The 18346-nt window shown below is 76.2% G+C and carries 11 protein-coding genes; 5 read left to right on the top strand and 6 right to left on the bottom strand.

Annotation, left to right across the window (positions count from 1 at the left end):
• Nucleotides 1-8: 8 nt before the first annotated feature.
• The 4 genes from B5D80_RS25095 to B5D80_RS25080 are packed head-to-tail and all read right to left on the bottom strand — an operon-like array spanning nt 9 to nt 12560.
• Nucleotides 9-3554 carry a non-ribosomal peptide synthetase gene (locus B5D80_RS25095; protein WP_088646410.1) on the bottom strand — a complete coding sequence of 1182 codons (3546 nt, stop codon included), beginning with the start codon at nt 3552-3554 and terminating at the stop codon, nt 9-11.
• A complete protein-coding gene (locus B5D80_RS25090; protein ID WP_088646409.1) occupies nt 3551-5899 on the bottom strand; it encodes a lantibiotic dehydratase in 2349 nt (782 codons plus the stop codon). The genes B5D80_RS25095 and B5D80_RS25090 overlap by 4 nt, the downstream gene beginning before the upstream one ends.
• Complete coding sequence (locus B5D80_RS25085; protein ID WP_088646408.1) at nt 5896-9060, bottom strand: thioesterase domain-containing protein; 3165 nt, start codon at nt 9058-9060, stop codon at nt 5896-5898. The genes B5D80_RS25090 and B5D80_RS25085 overlap by 4 nt, the downstream gene beginning before the upstream one ends.
• Complete coding sequence (locus B5D80_RS25080; RefSeq protein WP_088646407.1) at nt 9057-12560, bottom strand: AMP-binding protein; 3504 nt, start codon at nt 12558-12560, stop codon at nt 9057-9059. The genes B5D80_RS25085 and B5D80_RS25080 overlap by 4 nt, the downstream gene beginning before the upstream one ends.
• 449 nt (nt 12561-13009) lie before the next feature.
• Between B5D80_RS25080 and B5D80_RS25075 the strand changes: the two genes are divergently transcribed.
• The 3 genes from B5D80_RS25075 (at nt 13010) to B5D80_RS25065 (ending at nt 15320) form a co-directional block, all read left to right on the top strand.
• Nucleotides 13010-13714 (top strand): CBS domain-containing protein, encoded by a 705-nt coding sequence (locus tag B5D80_RS25075; protein ID WP_088646406.1) that lies wholly within the window; start codon nt 13010-13012, stop codon nt 13712-13714.
• Between the two features lie 278 nt (nt 13715-13992).
• Entirely contained in the window at nt 13993-14607 is a 615-nt protein-coding gene (locus tag B5D80_RS25070; protein ID WP_088646405.1) for a methyltransferase domain-containing protein, read from the top strand.
• A gap of 107 nt (nt 14608-14714) precedes the next feature.
• Nucleotides 14715-15320 carry a class I SAM-dependent methyltransferase gene (locus tag B5D80_RS25065; RefSeq protein WP_088646404.1) on the top strand — a complete coding sequence of 202 codons (606 nt, stop codon included), beginning with the start codon at nt 14715-14717 and terminating at the stop codon, nt 15318-15320.
• Nucleotides 15321-15355: 35 nt separating this feature from the next.
• Here the strand turns inward: B5D80_RS25065 and eccB are convergent, their stop codons facing one another.
• Nucleotides 15356-16738 (bottom strand): type VII secretion protein EccB, encoded by a 1383-nt coding sequence (gene eccB, locus B5D80_RS25060; RefSeq protein WP_088646403.1) that lies wholly within the window; start codon nt 16736-16738, stop codon nt 15356-15358.
• A gap of 202 nt (nt 16739-16940) precedes the next feature.
• On the opposite strand from eccB, the gene B5D80_RS25055 reads away from it, so the two are divergent.
• Complete coding sequence (locus tag B5D80_RS25055; RefSeq protein WP_088646402.1) at nt 16941-17669, top strand: polyamine aminopropyltransferase; 729 nt, start codon at nt 16941-16943, stop codon at nt 17667-17669.
• A gap of 81 nt (nt 17670-17750) precedes the next feature.
• Nucleotides 17751-17930, top strand: coding sequence for a hypothetical protein (locus B5D80_RS25050; protein WP_088646401.1), 180 nt, complete (start codon nt 17751-17753; stop codon nt 17928-17930).
• A gap of 44 nt (nt 17931-17974) precedes the next feature.
• On the opposite strand, the gene B5D80_RS25045 is transcribed toward B5D80_RS25050, so the two are convergent.
• A complete protein-coding gene (locus B5D80_RS25045; RefSeq protein ID WP_088646400.1) occupies nt 17975-18295 on the bottom strand; it encodes a DMT family transporter in 321 nt (106 codons plus the stop codon).
• Nucleotides 18296-18346: the final 51 nt, after the last annotated feature.

Raw genomic sequence — 18346 nt, 5'->3', positions numbered from 1 at the left:
AGGCGTCGTCACGGTTGGTGCGGTCGGCGGGGTGGCGGGGTACGACGGGTCCGGCCGCGCCGGGCGGCGGCACGCAACGCGGCGCGGGCCAACTCGGGTCGGTCGGCGGCCCCGTCGAGGCTGGCGGCGAGCGCCCGGACGGTGGGGTGCCGGAACAGGTCGAGCATGGTGATCGACCGGCCGGTCGCGGCGGTGAGCCGGGCGTGCACCGCCGCCAAGGCCAGCGAGTGCCCGCCGATGTCGAAGAAGTTGTCGGCGACCCCGACCCGGTCGCGTTCCAGCACCTGCCGCCAGATGCCGGCGATCAGCTCCTCGGTCTCGGTCAGCTCGTCCGGCCCGGTCGGCACCGGCGCGACCGGGGCCGGTGCGGCGGCGGCCACGGTCATCGCACCCAGCGCCGCCACCCGTACGGTCGGCCGGGGCAGTGCCACGGCGACCGCGTCGGCCGGGGTGTCGGGGTCGGCGGCGAGCGCGCCGACCAGGTCGGCGAGGTCGGCCAGGAGCGCGTCGATCCGGTCGGCGTCGAACAGGTCCGGGTTGTAGACCACGTCCACCCCGCACCGGCCGTCGCGCTGCACCACGTAGACGGTGACGTCGAACGGGGAGCCGGGCTTGGGCACCGGCAGCGCCTCGGCGGTCAGCCCGGTCAGCGTCAGCCGGGGCGCGGTGAAGTTGAGCACGTTGAACAGCACCTGCACCAGCGGTGCCCGGGAGGTGTCCCGGCCCACGCCGAGGGTCTCGACGAGCTTCTCCAGCGGCGCGCCCGGGTGGGCGGTCGCCTCGTGCAGTTCGGCGGCGCACCTGTCGACCAGTTCGGCGAACCCGACCCCGCCGGTGCCGCCGGCCGTGCCGTCGGGGCCGGTGCGCAGCCGCACCGGCACGGTGTCGATGAAGAAGCCGACCACGTCGTCGAAGGCGGCCAGCCGGCGGTCGGCGACGATCGCACCGACCACGTGGTCGTCGCCGCCGGTGAGCCGGCGCAGCAGCTCGGCGAACCCGGCCAGCAGCACCGCCGCGACGGTGCTGCCGCGCCGCTCGGCCAGGTCCCGCACCGCCCGGTCGGCGGTGGCGGTCAGCGTCACCGCCGCCTCCGCGCCCGCGTACGTCTGCACGGCCGGGCGGGGACGGTCGCGGGGCAGGTCCAGCACGGTCGGCACGCCCCGCAGGTGCTCCGCCCACCAGGTGAGGTCGGCGGGGCCCTGCCGGCGGTCCCGCTCGTCGCGCCACACCGCGTAGTCGGCGTACGAGGCGGTGAGCGGCGGCAGGGCCGGCGACGTGCCGGCGACGGCGTGCGCGTACCCGGTGGCCAGGTCGGCGTAGAGGACCGCCTCGGACCAGCCGTCGAAGACCGCGTGGTGCATGGTCATCGCCAGCACGTGCTCGTCGGGGCCGAGCCGGTAGACGGTCACCTGCCAGGGTGGGCCGGTGGCCAGGTCGAACGCGTGCGCGGCACCGGCGGCGAGCATCCCGGCCAGTTCGGCCTCGGCGTCGACGCGGCCGGTCAGGTCGACCACCGGCACCGCCACGTCGGTCGGTTCCTCGCACACCGCGTAGGGCACCCCGGCGGTCTGCGGGATGCGCCAGCGCAACACGTCGTGCCGGGTGGCCACGGCCCGCAGCGCCGCGCCGAGCGCCCCGGTGTGAAGCGGGCCGCGCAGCCGGTGCGCGACGGCGATGTTGTAGGGGGCGCTGGAGGGGGCGAGCTGGTCGACGAACCACAGCCGGCGCTGCGGCGGGGACAGCGTCGGCGGGTTGCCGGTGGTCAGCCCGTCGGCGTCGGCGGGCGCGGCGGCCCGCAGCCGGGCGGCCAGCGCGGCCGGGGTACGCCCGGCCAGCACGTCCCGGGTGTCGACGTGCCGGCCCAGTTCGGCGCGGAGCGCGGCGACCAGCCGCATCGCGGCGATGGAGTTGCCGCCGGCGACGAGGAAGTCGGTGTCCGGGGTGGGCGCCGCGCCGAGCAGCCGGGTCCAGGCCCGTCGCACGGCCCGCTCGACCGGGTCGGTCGGCTCGTCGGTCGGCCCGTCGGCGCGGGCGGCGGTCAGGGCGGCGTCGGCCAGCGCGCGCAGCGCCGGCCGGTCCAGCTTGCCGGTGGTGGCGCTGACCGGCAGGTCGTCGCGGCGCAGCAGCCGCGCCGGCAGCATCGCGGCGGTCAACCGCCCCCCGGCGTACGCCCGGACGGCGTCGTCGTCGGGCGCGGTGGCCGGGGTGAGGAAGGCGACCAGTTCGGTCCCGGCCGGGCCGGGCACCGCCTCCACGGCCACCCGGTCGACGCCGGGCACGGCGGCCAGCCCGGCCTCCACCTCGCCCAGTTCGATCCGCTGGCCCCGGATCTTGACCTGCCGGTCGGCCCGGCCGAGGTAGACGATCCGCCCGTCGTCGGCCTGCCGGACGAGGTCGCCGGTGCGGTAGAGCCGCTCGCCGGGCAGCCCGGAGAACGGGTCGGGGACGAACCGGTCGGCGGTCAGGCCGGGCCGGTTGAGGTAGCCGTCGGCCAGCCCCGGCCCGCCGATCAGCAGCTCACCGGTCTGCCCCGGCGGCACCGCCCGCAGCGCCTCGTCCACCACGTACGCGCGGTGGTTGGGCAGGGGCAGCCCGATCGGCACCGGGTCGGTGTCGGCGGCGGTCAGGTCGCCGCTGACCGCCAGCACGGTGGTCTCGGTGGGGCCGTAGCCGTTGAGCAGCCGTCGTCCCGGCGCCCAGCGGGCGACCAGGTCGGCGGGGACGGCCTCGCCGCCGCAGAGCACCGTGCGCCAGCCGGGCACCCGGGCCGGGTCCAGCATGGACAGCACGGTCGGGGTGATGAAACCCCAGTTCACGTCGTGGGCGACGATGAACCGGGCCAGCCGGTCCGCATCGGAGCGGTCGTCGCCGCCGAGCAGTTGCACGCTGCCGCCGAGCAGCAGCGGGACGAACAGGTCGATGCTGGCCGCGTCGAAGCCGAGCGAGGCGATGCCGAGGCTGCGGACCCCGGCGTCGGCGTCGCTGAGCGCGGCGCAGCCGGTGACGAACTCCACCACGTTGCGGTGGGTGGTCAGCACCCCCTTGGGCCGTCCGGTGGAGCCCGAGGTGAACAGCACGTACGCCGGGTCGCCGGCCCGCGCCGGGCAGGGCGCCAGCGGGGCCGGGCCGGTGGCGGTGACCACCTCGACGCCGGGGGTGTCGGCGAACTCGACTGCCGCCGCGTCGCCGACCACGACCGTCACCCCGGCGTCGGCGGCGATCTCCCGCAGCCGCTGCCGGGGGCCACCGGGCTCCAGCGGCACGTAGCAGCCCCCGGCGAGCAGCACGCCGAGGACGTCGACCACGAGGTCGGGGCGGCGGTGGGCGCAGATGCCCACCCGGGTCTGCCGGCCCACCCCGCGGGCCCGCAGCGCGGCGGCCAGGCCGGCCGCCCGGCCGACCAGCTCCCGGTAGGTGAGCCGGTCGTCCCACTGGCGCACCGCCACCGCGTCCGGGCAGCGGGCCGCCCGGTCGACGATCAGGTCGGCGAGCGTGCCGTCCGGCCAGGGCAGTGCCTGCCCGGCGACGGCGCTGACGGTCAGGATGTCGGTCACTGCACTCCCCGTACGGTGGCGGGGTCGGCTCCCCGGTGGCTGGCGGGTTCGACGCCCGGATAGGTGGCCGGGTCGGTGATCAGCAGGCGCAGTTCGCTGACGTGGCCCCGACCCGCCGCGTCGGGCACCCAGGTGTCGGCCGGGGTGGGCAGCAGCTCGGTGACGACCAGCGGGACGTCCGGGCCGGTCCGGGCGGCGGCGTCGACCATGGCGCACAGCGACTGGGCGTACAGCGGGCCGGTCAGGTCGACGTAGCAGGGCTTGACCTCGGTGCCGACCTTGACGAACACCCGCTCGGGCAGGTCGGCTTCGGCCCGGAAGCGGCGCACCGCGAGGTAGCGGGCCGTCTCGTCGGGGTGCCCGGCCAGGCCGCTGGACCCCACCGTGGTCCGCCAGGTGCGGCGGGCCACCACCAGCCGGTCGATGATGATCCGGGGCGTGTGCGGGGCCGGGTCGAGCAGCTTGAACGCGTCCAGCATCAGCGCGCCGAGGACCTGGGCGAAGACCTCCACCAGTGGCCAGCGGGCACCGTCGGGGAAGACCGCGACCAGCTCGTCGCCGTCGTAGCCGACGGTGACGGCGGTGGACGCCACCAGCCGGTCGACATCCGCCCCCTGCGCGGTGTCGATGCCCAGCTCACGGTCGGTGGGCGCGGGCAGTCCGTAGGTGGTGCGGGTGGCCCGCCGGGGGAAGCTCTCCGGCCACAGCACCCGCAGCCGGGTCGGGCCGAGGTCGGTGTCGAAGTCCGCCCGCAGCGCCGCCGGGTCGGGGTGGAACATGCTGAGCACCGCGCTGTCGAACGCGATCGCGGCCGGGTGCAGCTCGCCGAGGACCAGCAGGAACTCCCCCCGCGCGAGCGCCTGCGGGGAGGCGGCGGCGATCTGCACGTCGGGGTTGTGCAGCCGGGCCGACGGCCAGCCGGGCCGGTCGGCGGGGAAGACGGTGTGCACCTGCCCGGCCAGGTCGGCGGCGGACAGCCGCAGCTCGACGCAGTCGGCCGGCAGGTCCCGCAGGCCGAACAGCCGCGCCCACCGCTCGGTGAGTTCGGCCCCCGCGGTGGCGACCGGCCCGTGCGGGGCGACAAGCGTGCCCTGGGCCAGCGACCAGATGTCGGCCAGCCGGACCGGCCCGTCGGCGGCCAGTTCGTCGTGCAGTTCGGCCAGCAGGGCGGTGACCCCGACGCCGATCTCGGTGGTCAGCCAGCGGGCGGCCTGCAACACCACCGCCAGCGGGGCGGCCAGCGCGTCGAGGACCGGCGCGCCGAGGCGGAACTCCAGGTCCCGGGCGGAGTCCTCGTAGCAGACCGTGCGGCCGGCGTACATCTGGCCACGGTGGCGGGTGGCGGGCCGGCCGGTGACGGCGGTGAACTCGGCGTTGAGGGCGGCCAGCGCGGCGGCGAGCCGGTCCGGGTCACCGGCGGCGGCGGCGACCTCGTCGCGGGCGGTCCGCAGCCGGTCGAACCCGGCGGCGGCCCCGGCGCGGGCCGTGTCGTCGCCGATCGCGGCGATCCGGTCGGCGAGCACCCGTTCGGCGTCCGGGCTGACCGGCAGGTTGGCCCCCCAGGAGAGGTGTCCCCGCTCGACCCACCGGTCCAGCAGCAGGTAGCCGTCGTCGACGCGGTGCACCAGCCCGTCGGCGTGCAGCCGCCGGACCAGTTCGACGGCGGGGGTCCGGCCGTCGCAGTCGGCCAGCAGCCGGGCCTCGGTGGCGGTCAGCGCGATCGGCGGGTGCAGGGGCCGGCGCAGCCGGCGGTCCTCGACGGTCAGGTGCGGTTGCCGCATCGGGGCCCACCACCGGCGTACGGCGAGGTCGTCGGCGAGCCGGTCGGCGTACTCGGTCAGCGCCCACGCCTCGAAGAACACCTGCCGGCGGGTGACCAGGGCCGGGCCGGGACGCAGCTCGACGCCCGGGTGGGCGGGGTCGAACACGCCCCAGCAGACCGGGCCGAAGAAGCCGATCGTCTCGGCCTTGCCGCAGTACCGCTGCCAGTAGCGCAGCAGGCTCGACTCGCGCTTGCGGCGGCGGACGTTGCGCACCGCCGGGTCGGTGCGCAGCAGCCCGTCCAACGCCGCCAGCATGTCCGGGTTCTGCCAGGTGATCGCCTCCCGCAGCAGCGGGTCGGCGGCGATCTCCCCGGCGGCCGTCGAGGACTCCAGGAAGGCCGCGCCGAGGACCTTGCCGAAGACCTCCGGCGGGACCTCCCCGGCGAGCACACCGTCGGCGGCGGCGGCCGCGCCGGGGGCGGCGAACCGGTCGAGCCCGGCGGCGGGGAAGCCGGCGCTGCGCAGCACCACGTCCCGCCACACCGACCAGCCGGTGCCGCCCAGGGGTACCAGGTGGCTCATCGGGTGGCCTCCCCGGCGGGGGCGTCGACGATCTGCAACCGCAGCTCGCTGAAGTAGCGCCGGCCGGCGGCGTCGGGCACCCACGCCTGGTCGGGGGTGGGCAGCATCTCGCTGACCACCAGGGAGACCGCGTCGCCGCCGTCGACCCGGGCGGCCCGGACCATGGCGCAGAGCATGTTGGCGAAGGCGGGGCTGCTCAGGTCGACGAAGCAGGGCTTGGTCTCGGTGCCGAGCTTCACGTACACCTGCTCGGGCAGGCCCAACTGCCGCCGCCAGGCCCGGACGGCGAGGTAGCGGTCGCGTTCCCCGCGCGCGTCGGCGAACCCGCACTCACCGACGGTGGTCCGCCACGTCTCGCGGGCCACCACCAGGTTGTCCAGCACGATCCGGGGCGTGCGGGGGGCGGCGGCGACCAGCTTGAACCCGTCGACGGCGTGCGCGCTGAGCAGTTCGGCGAAGATCTCCACCAGCGGCCAGCGCTGACCGTCGGTGGCGGTCGCGACCAGGTCGCCCCGCTCGTCGGTGACGGTGAGGTCCACCGTGGGCAGCAGCCGGGCCGGGTCGCCGCCGGGCGCCGGCAGGAACGTCAGGTGCCGGTCGGTCGGGCCGGTCAGCGCCTCGGCGGTACGACTGGTCCGGCGCGGCCAGTCGGTCGGGAACAGCAGCCGGACCCGCCGGGCGCCGAGGTCCTCGGCGAGCGCGGCGCGCAGCCGCTCGACGTCCGGGTGCGCGGGGGTGAACACCGAGCAGTCGAACGACGACCAGCCGGCGTGCAGTTCGCCCAGCACGACGGTGTACTCCCCGCGCCGCAGGGCGTCCACGTCGGTGGCGCAGATCTGCAGGTCGGGGCTGTGCAGCAGGGCGTTGGACCAGGTCGGTCGGGTGGCGGGGAAGGTCGCGTCGACCCGGTCGGCGAGGTCGGCGACCCGCAGCCGGACCGGCCCGGCGTCGGCGGGTCGGGTGTCCAACCCGAACAGTCCGGCCCAGCGGCCCGCGAACTCGGCGGCCACCGCGTCGACCGGCCGCTCCCCCTCGCCCCAGAACAGGCCCTGGACCAGGAACCACAGGTCGGACAGGGCGACCGGGCCGTCGCCGGCCTCGGCGCGCAGCTCCTCGTAGAGCGAGCGGAACACCGCGTCGTACGCCTGCGCCAGCGCCTGTACCAGCCAACGCGCGGCGCGCAGCAGCACGTCGAGCGGGGCGGCGAGGTCGGCCAGCAGGGGCGCGCCGAAGACCGCGTCGAGGTCGCGGCTGGTGTCCTCGTAACAGATGGTCCGGCCGGCGTACATCTGGCCTTCCCGGCGGCGGGGGGCGGCCCCGGTCAGCGCGGTGAAGGTGTCGTCCAGTTCGTCGAGGGCGACCCGTAGCCGGTCGGGGTCGCCGGCGGCCGCGGCGACGGCGTCGCGGGCCGCCCGCAGCCGGTCCCAGCCGGCCTGTGCGGCCAGCCGGGCGGGTTCGTCACCGATCGCGGCGATCCGGGTGGAGAGCACCGCCTCGGCGTCGGGGCTGACCGGCAGGGCGGCGTCCCAGGTGAGCAGTTCCCGGGCCACCAGGCGGTCCAGCAGGGCGTAGCCGTCCTCGGGCCGGCGCAGCCCGACGGCCGGGTCGGCCACCAGGTCGTACGCCGGCCGGTGGCCGTCGACGGCGGCGAGCAGCGCGGCCTCCACCGGGGACAGCGGGACCGGCGGCCGGCCGGGCCGCCACACCTCCCGGTCCCGGACGCTGAGCTGGGCGCAGAGCCGGGGCGGCCACCAGCGGCGGACCGCCGGGTCGGTGCCGATCCGGTCGGCGTAGGCCGACAGCGCCCACGACTCGAACCAGACCCACCGGCGACGGGTCAGCGCCGCGCCGTGCTCGACCCGGGCCACCTCCGGCTGTCGCGGGTCGACGGTGACCCAGCAGCTCGGTCCGAAGAAGCCGACCGTCTCGTTCTTGCCGGCGTAGCGCTGCCAGTACTTGAGCAGCGCCCGCTCGCGGTCGCGGCGACGCACGTTGCGGGCCGCGTCGCCGCCGCTGCGGGCCAGCCCGTCCAGGGCGACCAGCGCGCCCCGGTTCTGCCAGGTGACCGCCTCCCGCAGCAGCGGGTCGGCGGCCAGTTCGCTGCACCGGTGCGCGGCGGCGCGGACGGCCTCGGTGAACTCCTTGTCGAACCGGTCCGCTGGGGCGTCGCCGTCGAGCAGGTCGTCGGCGGCCGCGGCGACCTGCGGCGCGGCGAAGCGGGTCAGCCCGTCGGCGGGGAAGCCGGTGCCGCGCAGGATCGCGTCGCGCCACACCGACCAGCCGGTGTCGCCCAGCGGCACCCGGTGTCCGCCGGTCCCGGCCGGAGCCGGGTCGACAGCCGGAGCCGGGTCGACAGCCGAGGCCCGGTCGGCGGCCGGGGCCGCGTCGGCGCAGGCAGGGGCGGGGGCCGCGTCGGCGGGGATGCGGCTGTCGACGGCGGCGGTCAGGTCGGCACGGATCAGCCGCAGCAGCTCGGGCAGCCGGTCGTGCAGGAAGAAGTGGCCGCCGTCGAGTTCGTGCAGGGTGAAGCCGGCGGCGGTGTGCTCGGCCCAGGCGGCGCTCTGCTCCCGGCTGACCGCCCGGTCGTCCCGCCCGGCGAACGCCACCACCGGCACCGGCAGCGGCGCCTCGGGCAGGTACCGGTAGCTGTCGACCCGGCCGAAGTCGGCGCGCAGCAACGGCAGCAGCAGTTCCACCAGTTCCGGGTGGTCCAGCAGGCCGTCGGGCAGGCCCCCGCCGGCGGCGAGCCGGCGCAGCAGTTCGTCGTCGTCCACCCGGGACAGCCCGTCGAAGAAGCTCGCGGCGGTGACGTGCGGGGCGCGCGCGCCGCCGACGTACAGCCGCACCGGCAGTTCCCGGCCGGTCCGGCGCAGCTCCCGCACCACCTCGAAGCCGAGCCGGCCGCCCATCGAGTGCCCGTAGACCGCGTACGGGCGGTCGGCCCGGTCGGCGATGACGGTGGCCAGTTCCGCGACGGTGAAGTCCGGGTCGTCGCCGATCCGGTTCTCCCGGCCGGGCAGCTGCACCGGCAGCACCTCCACGTCCGGGCCGGCCGCTGCCTGCCAGCGGCGGAACGCGCTGGCTCCGCCCCCGGCGTACGGCAGGCAGAACAACTGCGCCGGTGCCTGGGGTCGGCTTCCGGGCGAGACGAACCAGTTCACCGTGCGCCTCTCTGCGGTGGGTCGATCCAGTGCCGCCGGCGCTGGAAGGGGTAGCCGGGCAGTCCGGTGCGCCGGACGGCGCCCTCGGGGTGCAGCGCGGCCCAGTCGACGTCGCGGCCGGCCACCCAGCCGACGGCCAGGTCACGCAGCGCCCCCGGCGCACCGGCCACGGTGGCGTCGGTGGCGAGCAGTTCGTCCAGTCCGGCGACCGCCCCGGCCAGGTCGGACGCGACGACGGCGGCCCGCCGGGCGAAGGACCGCCGGCCCAGCGCCAGAGTGGCGGCCACCTCGGGCAGCGCCGGTCCGACGCCGGCCAGGTGGTGCCGCAGCCGGGCCAACGCCGCCCGCAACGCCTGCGGGGTACGCGCCGACACCGGCAGCAACCAGGCCCGTGGGGGCGACGGCTCGGCCGGTACGGCAGGTGGCGGCTGCTCCACGACCACGTGCGCGTTGGTGCCGCCGAGCCCGAACGCGCTGACCCCGGCCACCCGGCGGGGCGCGTCCGGCCAGTCCCGCGCCTTGGTGGGCACGTAGAACGGGCCGCCGGCCAGGTCGATCTCCGGGTGCGGGCGGGTGAAGTGCAGGTTCGGCGGGATCACCCCGTGCTGGACGGCGAGCACCGTCTTGATCAGCCCGGCGATGCCGGCACCGGCGTCGAGGTGACCGATGTTGGTCTTGACCGCGCCGAGCGCGCAGGACTCGGCGGGGGCGGCCCCGCCGTACACCTCGTGCAGGGCGGCGACCTCGATGGCGTCGCCCAGCGGCGTACCGCTGCCGTGGGCCTCGATGAAGCGGACCTCGCCGGGGGCGACCTCGGCGGCGGCCAGGGCGTTCGCGACGGCGGCGGCCTGGCCGGCGGGGCCGGGCACCGCGAAGCCGGCCCGGTCGGGGCCGTCGTTGGTGACCGCCCAGCCGGGCAGGACGGCGTAGATCCGGTCCCCGTCGGCCTGGGCGTCGGCGAGCCGGCGCAGCGCGACCACGCCGACCCCGGAGCCGAAGCCGGAACCCTCGGCGGCCTCGTCGAAGGCACGGCAGCGGCCGTCGGGGGAGGCCAGCCCGCCGGGGGTGGCCCGGTAGCGGGGCCAGGTGACGTTGACCCCGCCGGCGAGGGCGATGTCGCACTGGTAGTCGGCGAGGCTCTGGGCGGCGACGCAGACCGCGACCAGGGAGCTGGAGCAGGCGCTCTGCACGGCCACCGCCGGCCCGGTCAACCCGAGCCGGTACGCCACCTGACCGGGCAGGTGGTCGGTGGCCTGCCGGCCGATCAGCCTGGCCTCCCAGTCGTCCGGGTCGACGTCACCGACCACTGCCGGGTTGTCCATCAGGTGGAACAGGAAGTAGCGGTTGGCGGAGGTGGCGGAGTAGACGCCGACCAGGCCGGGGAAGCGGGTCGGGTCGTGCCCGGCGTCCTCCAGCGCCTCCCACGCGGTCTCCAGGAAGAGCCGGTGCTGGGGGTCGGTGCGGGCGGCCTCCTCGTCGCCCATGGCGAAGAACTCGGCGTCGAAGTCGGTGACCCCGTCGAGCCGGCCGGTGGCCCGCACGTGCCGGGGGTCGGCGCGCAGCCGGGGCCCGATGCCCAGGGCGGTCAGCTCGGCGTCGGAGTGGTCGTGCACCGAGTCGACGCCGGCGCAGACGTTCCACCAGAAGGTGGCGGCGTCGGGTGCGCCGGGGAACCGGCCGGCGAGCCCCACCACCACGATCTCGTCGCCGGTGTACTCGCGGGCGGCGACCGGCGGCGCGGTCGGGGTGGGCAGTGTCGGCGCGGGGAGCGGCCCGGTGCGCGTCGTCCCGGCCGGCGGGCCGTCGACGCCCGGGTCGAGCAGCCGGGCCTGGGCGGCGATCGTCGGATGGGCGAACAGCCGCACCATGGGCAGCGTCGTGCCGAACCGGTCGGCGATGCGCTGCTGCACCTGGCCGAGCAGGAGGGACTGCCCACCGGCGTCGAAGAAGCTCTCCTGCCGGCCGACGGCGTCGCGGCCGAGCACCGCGCACCAGATGTCGTGCACGGCCCGCTCGGTGTCGGTGGCCGGCTCCTGTCCGGCGGGTACCGCCCAGGGCGGGTCGGGCAGCGCCAGTTCGTCGATCTTGCCGGTGACGGTGAGCGGGAACGCGTCGAGAACCAGCACGGCGCGGGGCAGCGCATAGTCGGGCAGCTGTCGGGCGAGGGCGGCACGCAGCGCCGCCGGGTCGAGGTCGCCGTCGGCCGGCACGGCGTACGCGAGCAGTGCCCCGTCGCGGGCGATGGCGCGGACGGCGGCGACGCCTGGCTGCGCGGCGAGTACGGCCTCGACCTCGGTCAGCTCGACCCGGAATCCACGGACCTTGACCTGGCGGTCGAGCCGGCCGAGGCAGACCAGGTCCCCGCCGGGCAGCCACGCGCCCAGGTCGCCGGTGGCGTAGGTGGGCGTCCCGTCGGGGTCGACGCCGAACCGGTCGCTGTGCTGGCCGAGGTAGCCGGGGGCGAGGTGCGGGCTGCGCACCACGATCTCACCGGAGTCGGTGAGCCGCAGCGTGTAGCCGGGCAGCGCCGTGCCGACCGGCAGCGGGCCGGTGCGGGTCGGGTCGGCGTCGGCCAGCGGCAGCGCGTACCGGGCGGCGAACGTCATCTCGGTGGCGCCGTAGCCGTTGACCAGCACGCATCCCGGGGCGAACCGGTCCCGGCCCCGGGCGGCGTCGGCGTGGGTGGCCTGCTCGCCGCCGAGCAGCACCACCCGGATGCTGTCCAGCCGCCGCTCGCCGAGGGTGTCGAGCAGGAACCGGTAGACCGTCGGGGTGGAGTGGTAGACGGTGACCCGGTGCCGGGCGAGCTGCCCGACGGCGTACGCCAGGCCGTGCCGCCGCAGGTCGACCGGGACGACGGCGGCCCCGGTGAGCAGCGCCGGGTAGAGGTCGGGGATGGCCGCGTCGAAGCTGAACGAGGCGAGCAGGCTGAGCCGGTCGGCCGGGCCGATCGCCAGGGTGCGGATCTGGTTGTCGACGACGTGCCGCAGGTTGCGGTGGGTCTGCGCGACGGCCTTGGGGGTGCCGGTGGAGCCGGAGGTGAACAGCACGTAGGCCGGGCTGTCGGGGTCGACCGGGAGGGGGCGCAGCGCGGCGGTGGCGGTCGGGTCGAGGACCACCACGGCGGTGCCGGGTCGGGTGGCGCACAGGGCGTCGGCGAGGTCGCGGTGGTCGGGGACGCAGGCGACGACGCGCACGTCGGCGGCGGCGAGCATGTGCCGGAGCCGGTCGGCCGGGAAGCCGGGGTCCAGCGGCACGTACACGCCACCGGCGGCGAGGGTGCCGAGGACGGCGGCGATGGTGGCGGTGCCGTGCCCGGTGAGCAGGGCGACCCGGTCGCCGGGGCGGACGCCGGCCGCGACGAGCGCGACGGCGTGCCCGCCGGCGGTGGCGGCCAGGGCGGCGTAGCTGACCTCGTGGGTCTCGCCGAGGATCGCCGGGTGGTCGGTACGGGTGGCCGAGACCTCGGCGAACTGTTGGATGATCGTCGGTTGCGCCATGTCAGCGGATCGGCTCGGCTCCACTGTGGGCAGCCGCGCAGGAACAGCCAATTGTGATCATGATCCCCCCCAGGACTTCACAATGGAAGCAGAATAGGACGACATCCGGCCGAGGAAAGATCATCGATCGGAGTCGGACCGAAGGGCCCACCACCCCCTGAAGATCGGACGGCGAAAATCGGCCGATCATCCCCCTAGCGCGAAAAGGAGTTTCAGCCTAAGTGTCTACCGACAAGTAATTTTGCGGTGAAAGGGCTTGCAAACCGGCTTTTTTCCATCATGGACGGCACCTTAACGCCAGGTCAGGTGGGTTGCCGCAGCCGTACGCCCCCGCCATTCTAGGGTCGCCCGACGACCCGGGACCTCCGGCCCGCCCCGATCCGGTCCTGCGCCCCTGCCCCGCGCCCCGCCCGCCGCCTAGCGTCGCAGGCGGGACCGAGGAGGACGCCATGCGGACGTGGCAGGTGCAGGACGTGATGACGGTCGACGTGCTCACGGTGGACGAGGACACCGGCTACCGGACGGTGGTGGACCTGCTCACCGCCCGGCACGTCACGGCGGTGCCGGTGGTCGACGACGCCCGGCGGGTGCTCGGCGTGGTCTCCCAGGCCGACCTGCTGCACAAGGTGGAACGGCTCGGGCAGCCGCACGAGCGGCGGATCCTCCCCGGTCGCCGGACCCGCACCGCCTGGGCCAAGGCCGCCGCGACCCTGGCCGGGGACCTGATGACCGCACCGGCGGTCACCGTCTCCCCCGGCGCGACCCTGGCACAGGCCGCCCGGACCATGGACCGGCGGGGCGTCAAGCGGCTGCCCGTCGTCGACGACCTGGGCCGCCTCGTCGGCATCGTCACCCGGGGCGACCTGCTGCGGGTCCACCTGCGGCCGGACGCCGACATCCGCCGCGACGTCGTCACCGACGTGCTGCGCCGGGTGCTCGGGGTGCCCGACGGCACGGTCGACGTGACCGTGCACGGCGGTGTGGTCACCCTCACCGGCCAGCTCGACCGCTGGTCCACCGTGCACCTGGCGCTGCGCCTCAGCGCCCAGGTCAGCGGGGTGGTCGAGGTGGTCGACGCGCTCGGCTACGCGGTCGACGACGCACCGCTGGCCGCGCTGCGGGCCGGCGGCGTCACCCGGGCCGGCGTCGCCTGACCTCCGGCAACGGCGTCACCCCGGCCGGCGTCGCCCGGCCCGGGGGCCACGCCGACGCCGCCGACGGGCCCTCCCGACCCCGGCGGGCACCCAGGGTCGACACCTGTACCACCCTGTGTCACCAGGGCCGACCCGCCGCCCGTGGGGGCTGACGATGTCCGCCCGGGTCCGTAGCATCTGTCGGGTGTCCGCGTCGGCGCGGACACCCGACGGCCGGCGGCGTGCCTCCGCACGCGCGCCGGGTGGCGACGTTTCCGCGACGGGCAGAGAGGCCGGCGATGAGTCGAGCAGAGCAGGACACCGCGGCGGGCACCGAGGGCGAGGACTACACCCAGCGGTTGCAACGCCTCGGTGGCGCGCGCTGGAAGCAGGTGCTCGACGTGCAGGCGCCCTACCGGTGGAACCTCCAGCGACTCGACCTGGGCCGCACCCTCGACGTCGGCTGCGGCCTCGGCCGTAACCTGGCCAACCTGGGCGAGGGCGCGGTCGGGGTGGACCACAACCCCACCTCCGTGGCGCACGCGCGGGCCGCCGGGCTGGAGGCGTACACGATCGAGGAGTTCCACCAGTCCCCGCACGCCCGGCCCGGCGCCTTCGACGCGCTGCTCGCCGCCCACCTGCTGGAGCACCTGCCCGCCGAGGCGGCCCTGGAGGTCATCTCCAGCTACCTGCCGTTCCTGCGCTCCGGGGGCACGGCGGTCTTCATCACCCCGCAGGAGCGGGGGTACGCCAGCGACGCGACCCACGTCCGGTTCGTCGGGTTCGACGAGGCCGCGCAGGCCGCCCGGGATCTCGGCATGACGGTGGTCAGGCAGTACTCCTTCCCGTTCCCCCGGTCGATGGGCAAGGTCTTCACCTACAACGAGTTCGTCACGGTGGCCCGGCTGCCCTGAGCCCCGCCGCGACCGGCCCGCGTCCCGCTCCGGGTCCCCGGGCACGGCACGGTGGGCGCTGCCGTGGGACGCCGCGGCACGCCGGGCCGGCCGGTTACGGTGGCGGCATGACCAACCCGACCCGGTGGGCGACCGAGACCGGCCCCGAGCACTCCCAGTGGTACATCGACCGGTTCCGGCGGCTCGCCGCCGAGGGGGCCGACCTGGCCGGTGAGGCCCGCCTGGTCGACGCGGTCGTGGCCCCCGGCTCGCGCATCCTGGACGCCGGCTGCGGCACCGGACGGGTCGGTGCCGCGCTCGCCGCGCGCGGACACCGGGTGGTCGGGGTCGACGCCGACCCCGCCCTGGTCGAGGCGGCCCGCACCGACCATCCCGGGCCCCGCTGGCTGGTCGCCGACCTCGCCACGCTCGACCTCGCCGCCGACGGCGAGGCGGAGCCGTTCGACGCCGCCGTGGTGGCCGGCAACGTGATGGCCTTCGTCGCCGCCGGCACCGAACCCGCCGTGCTGACCCGGATCGCCGCCCACCTGCGCCCCGACGGGGTGGTGCTTGTCGGTTTCGGCCTCGACCGGGGCTACCGGCTCGACCACTTCGACAGCGACCTGGCCGCCGCCGGCCTGCGGCTCGAACAGCGCTTCGCCACCTGGGACCTGCGCCCCTGGCGGGACGAGGCGGACTTCGCCGTCAGCCTGCTGCGCCGCCCCACCGACTGACCCACCTCCCCGGGGAGCGGGCCGGACGGTGCCGGTCAGGACGGGGCGGCGACCGCCCGCGCGGCGGCCGGATCGAGGGTGCTGCCGGCGGGAACGAGGCTGACCAGGCCGGCGGGGAGCCGGACCGGGGTGACCCCCTGGTAGCCGAGCATGCCGAGCACCCCCTCGTCGGCGAGCACGTAGCGCCGGCCCAGGTCGGTCACCACCGACACCGCCCCACCGTCGGCGCCCGGCGCGGCCACCGACTCGACCACCGCACCGCGCCCCGGCTCCACCAGCACCTGGTCGGCGCGTACCCCACCCGCGGCGTCGGTGCTGCGGGCGGCGGTGAGATCCGGCACGACCGGGTCGACGCGTACCTCGCCGACCGTGCCGTCGTCGCCGATCCGGGCGCAGAGCGCGCCGCCGTCGACGCCGGCCAGGCGGGGCGGGGCCGGTGGCGGCGCGGTCGGCCCGGTCGGGACCAGGTCGGGCAGCTTGGGCGAGGCGGCGAACCTGCCCAGGCTGATCGGGGTCGGCTCGTCCTGACCGGTGCGGGCCATCAGCAGGGCCGCCTGGAGTTCGGTGATGCCGGCCAGGCCGTCGCGCCCGGCGACCGCGTACTGCCGGCCGCCGCCGGAGTTGCGGACCAGGAAGACGTCGCCGACCGTGGCGTCGGCGACCCCGGACGACGGCTCGCCCAGCCCGGCCAGCGCCGGCGGGGCCAGGTCGACGCCCGCGGGCAGGGCGTTGAGCAGGGCCGGGGCGGCGGGGACCGCGCGTTCCCGGGTGGTCGCCAGCGCGGCGAGCACCCGGGCGGTGTCGCGTAGCAGGTGCCGACGCTGGTGCCAGATCAGGTGCAGTCCGCCGTCGGGGTGCCGGACCAGCACCGCCTCCTCGGTGAGCCGTCGCCCGCCGGTCGCCTCCCGGCCGATCAGCAGCGCCGAACGGGGTACTGCGCGCGCCGCGTCGGCCGGCTCCCGCGAACAGACCGTCCACGGCGCGGTGGACAGCCGCCCGGCGGCCGGCAGCGAGTCCGGGGCGTCGGCGATGCCCAGCGGCAGCCCGCGCGGCACCCCCTCGATGGAGCGGCGGGACACCAGCACCGTCCGGGACCGGTCCGCGCCGACGATCAGCAGCGCGGAGGCGTAGTTGAGCACCGGGTGCAGCCGGCCGTCGCGGTAGACGAACCGGGCCCCGGACTCCTTCTCGACGATCACCGCGCCGGTGTCGCGCCACGTCGACCCGCCGCCGACGAACAGGCCGTAGAGGGCGGAGCCGCCCAGCCCGATCGCCGCCACCAGGACGCTGGCCAGCCCGGCACCCGCCAGTCGGCGAAACGGCGACCGTGCCGGGTCGGTCTCCCGCATGACCAGGGCGGCGACGGCCCGCTGCACGGTGAACTGGTAGGAGTGGAGCTGGTCCTGCCGCGACGGCATGGCGTCCCTTCCGCGAGTCCTCGGCGGACAGGATATGCGCTGCGTCGACGTCCCGTGGCCCTGCGTGGTGGCCCGCCGGGGGCCGCCACCGCCCCGCGACGCCTTCCCGTGCCGTCCGACCCGTGCCGCCGCGTGCCGCTACCGCGGGCGAACCGGTCGTCCCGGTAGCATCCCGGCACGACGACGGTGGAGGGACGGCCGGGTGGGCGTGCGATTCGAGGAACTGGCCTGGCGGGAGACCCCGATCGGCGCCATCAGCCTGCGCCGGCGGCGGGAACCCGCGCTCGACGTCGACGTCTACGAGGTGAAGCTCGACGACGAGTACCTGATGTCCAGCCTCTTCCCGGTCGCCGAGATCGAACTGGCCCGGCTGGGGCTGGCCCCGTTGGGCGACGGGCCGCTCGACGTGGTGGTGGGCGGTCTCGGCCTCGGCTACACGGCCCGTACCGCGCTGGAGGACACCCGGGTGCGTTCGGTGCTGGTGGTGGAGACGATCGAGGACGTCATCGACTGGCACCGCCGGCAGTTGCTGCCCTTCGCCGCCGGTCTCGCCCCGGACCCCCGGACCCGGTTCGTCCGGGCGGACTTCTTCGCCGCGGTCGCCGACGGCAGCGGTTTCGACCCGGACCAGCCGGGCCGCCGGTTCCACGCGGTGCTGCTCGACGTCGACCACTCACCGCGTAACGTGCTGCACCCCAGCCACGCCGCCTTCTACACGCCCGAGGGACTGCGCCGGCTGGCCGACCTGCTGCTGCCCGACGGGGTGTTCGCGCTCTGGTCGGACGATCCGCCGGACGACGCGTTCGGCCGGGTCCTGGCCGAGGTGTTCACCACCTGGCAGGCGCACGTCGTCCCGTTCGCCAACCCGCTGACCGGCGGGGAGTCCGCCAACACCGTCTACGTCGCCCACCGGCGGCCCGACCCGCACTGACCCCGCTCCCCGTGACCTTGGGGGGCATACGGCGGCCCGGAACGGGAAGGCTGCCCGGTCAGTGAGTCACGGGAGGTGGACATGCGGGCCATGCTCTGGGTCGTCGGTGTCGTCGGCGGCGCGCTCATCCTGCTCGGGCTGCTGCTGGAGGCGGTCCGTTGGCTGGCCATCATCGGCCTCGTCGCGCTGCTGGCGGTGATCGTGCTGGCGTTCGTACGGGGGCGGCAGGTGATGCACAGGCATTCCGCCGGCCGCCGCTAGCAGCCGCGCCACAGCCGGCCGCCCCCCGCGACGGGGCGGCCGGCTCAGTGCGCCCCACCGAGGTTGAGCACGACCACTCCCCCGATGATCAGGCCCACCCCGACCACCTTCGTCAGGCTCAGCGGCTCACCGAGGAAGGCCGCGCCGACGGCGACGATCGCGGCGGTGCCGAGCCCGGACCACACCGCGTACGCCACCCCCACCGGGATGTCCCGGACCGCCAGCGCCAGCATGCCGAAGGCCGTCAGGTAGGCCACGGCCAGCCCGACCGTGGGCCAGAGCCGGGTGAACCCCTGCGTCGCCTTGAGCAGGCTGGTGCCGGCCACCTCGGCACCGATCGCGGTCAGCAGGAACAGGTAGGCCATCGCACTCCCTCCGCCGGGTCCCCCATGATCCCGCACGGGCGGGCCACCCGC

This window comes from Micromonospora wenchangensis (assembly GCF_002210435.1).
GTDB classification, from domain to species: domain Bacteria; phylum Actinomycetota; class Actinomycetes; order Mycobacteriales; family Micromonosporaceae; genus Micromonospora; species Micromonospora wenchangensis.
The sequence above is the reverse complement of the archived record's forward strand: the minus strand, read 5'-3'. Positions and strand labels throughout refer to the sequence as shown.

Bases quoted from the DNA above. Each gene is read 5' to 3' on its own strand.
- B5D80_RS25090 (WP_088646409.1), bottom strand. From the start codon at position 5,899: ATGAGCCACCTGGTACCCCTGGGCGGCACCGGCTGGTCGGTGTGGCGG.
- B5D80_RS25080 (WP_088646407.1), bottom strand. From the start codon at position 12,560: ATGGCGCAACCGACGATCATCCAACAGTTCGCCGAGGTCTCGGCCACC.
- B5D80_RS25075 (WP_088646406.1), top strand. From the start codon at position 13,010: ATGCGGACGTGGCAGGTGCAGGACGTGATGACGGTCGACGTGCTCACG.
- B5D80_RS25070 (WP_088646405.1), top strand. From the start codon at position 13,993: ATGAGTCGAGCAGAGCAGGACACCGCGGCGGGCACCGAGGGCGAGGAC.
- B5D80_RS25065 (WP_088646404.1), top strand. From the start codon at position 14,715: ATGACCAACCCGACCCGGTGGGCGACCGAGACCGGCCCCGAGCACTCC.
- eccB (WP_088646403.1), bottom strand. From the start codon at position 16,738: ATGCCGTCGCGGCAGGACCAGCTCCACTCCTACCAGTTCACCGTGCAG.
- B5D80_RS25050 (WP_088646401.1), top strand. From the start codon at position 17,751: ATGCGGGCCATGCTCTGGGTCGTCGGTGTCGTCGGCGGCGCGCTCATC.
- B5D80_RS25045 (WP_088646400.1), bottom strand. From the start codon at position 18,295: ATGGCCTACCTGTTCCTGCTGACCGCGATCGGTGCCGAGGTGGCCGGC.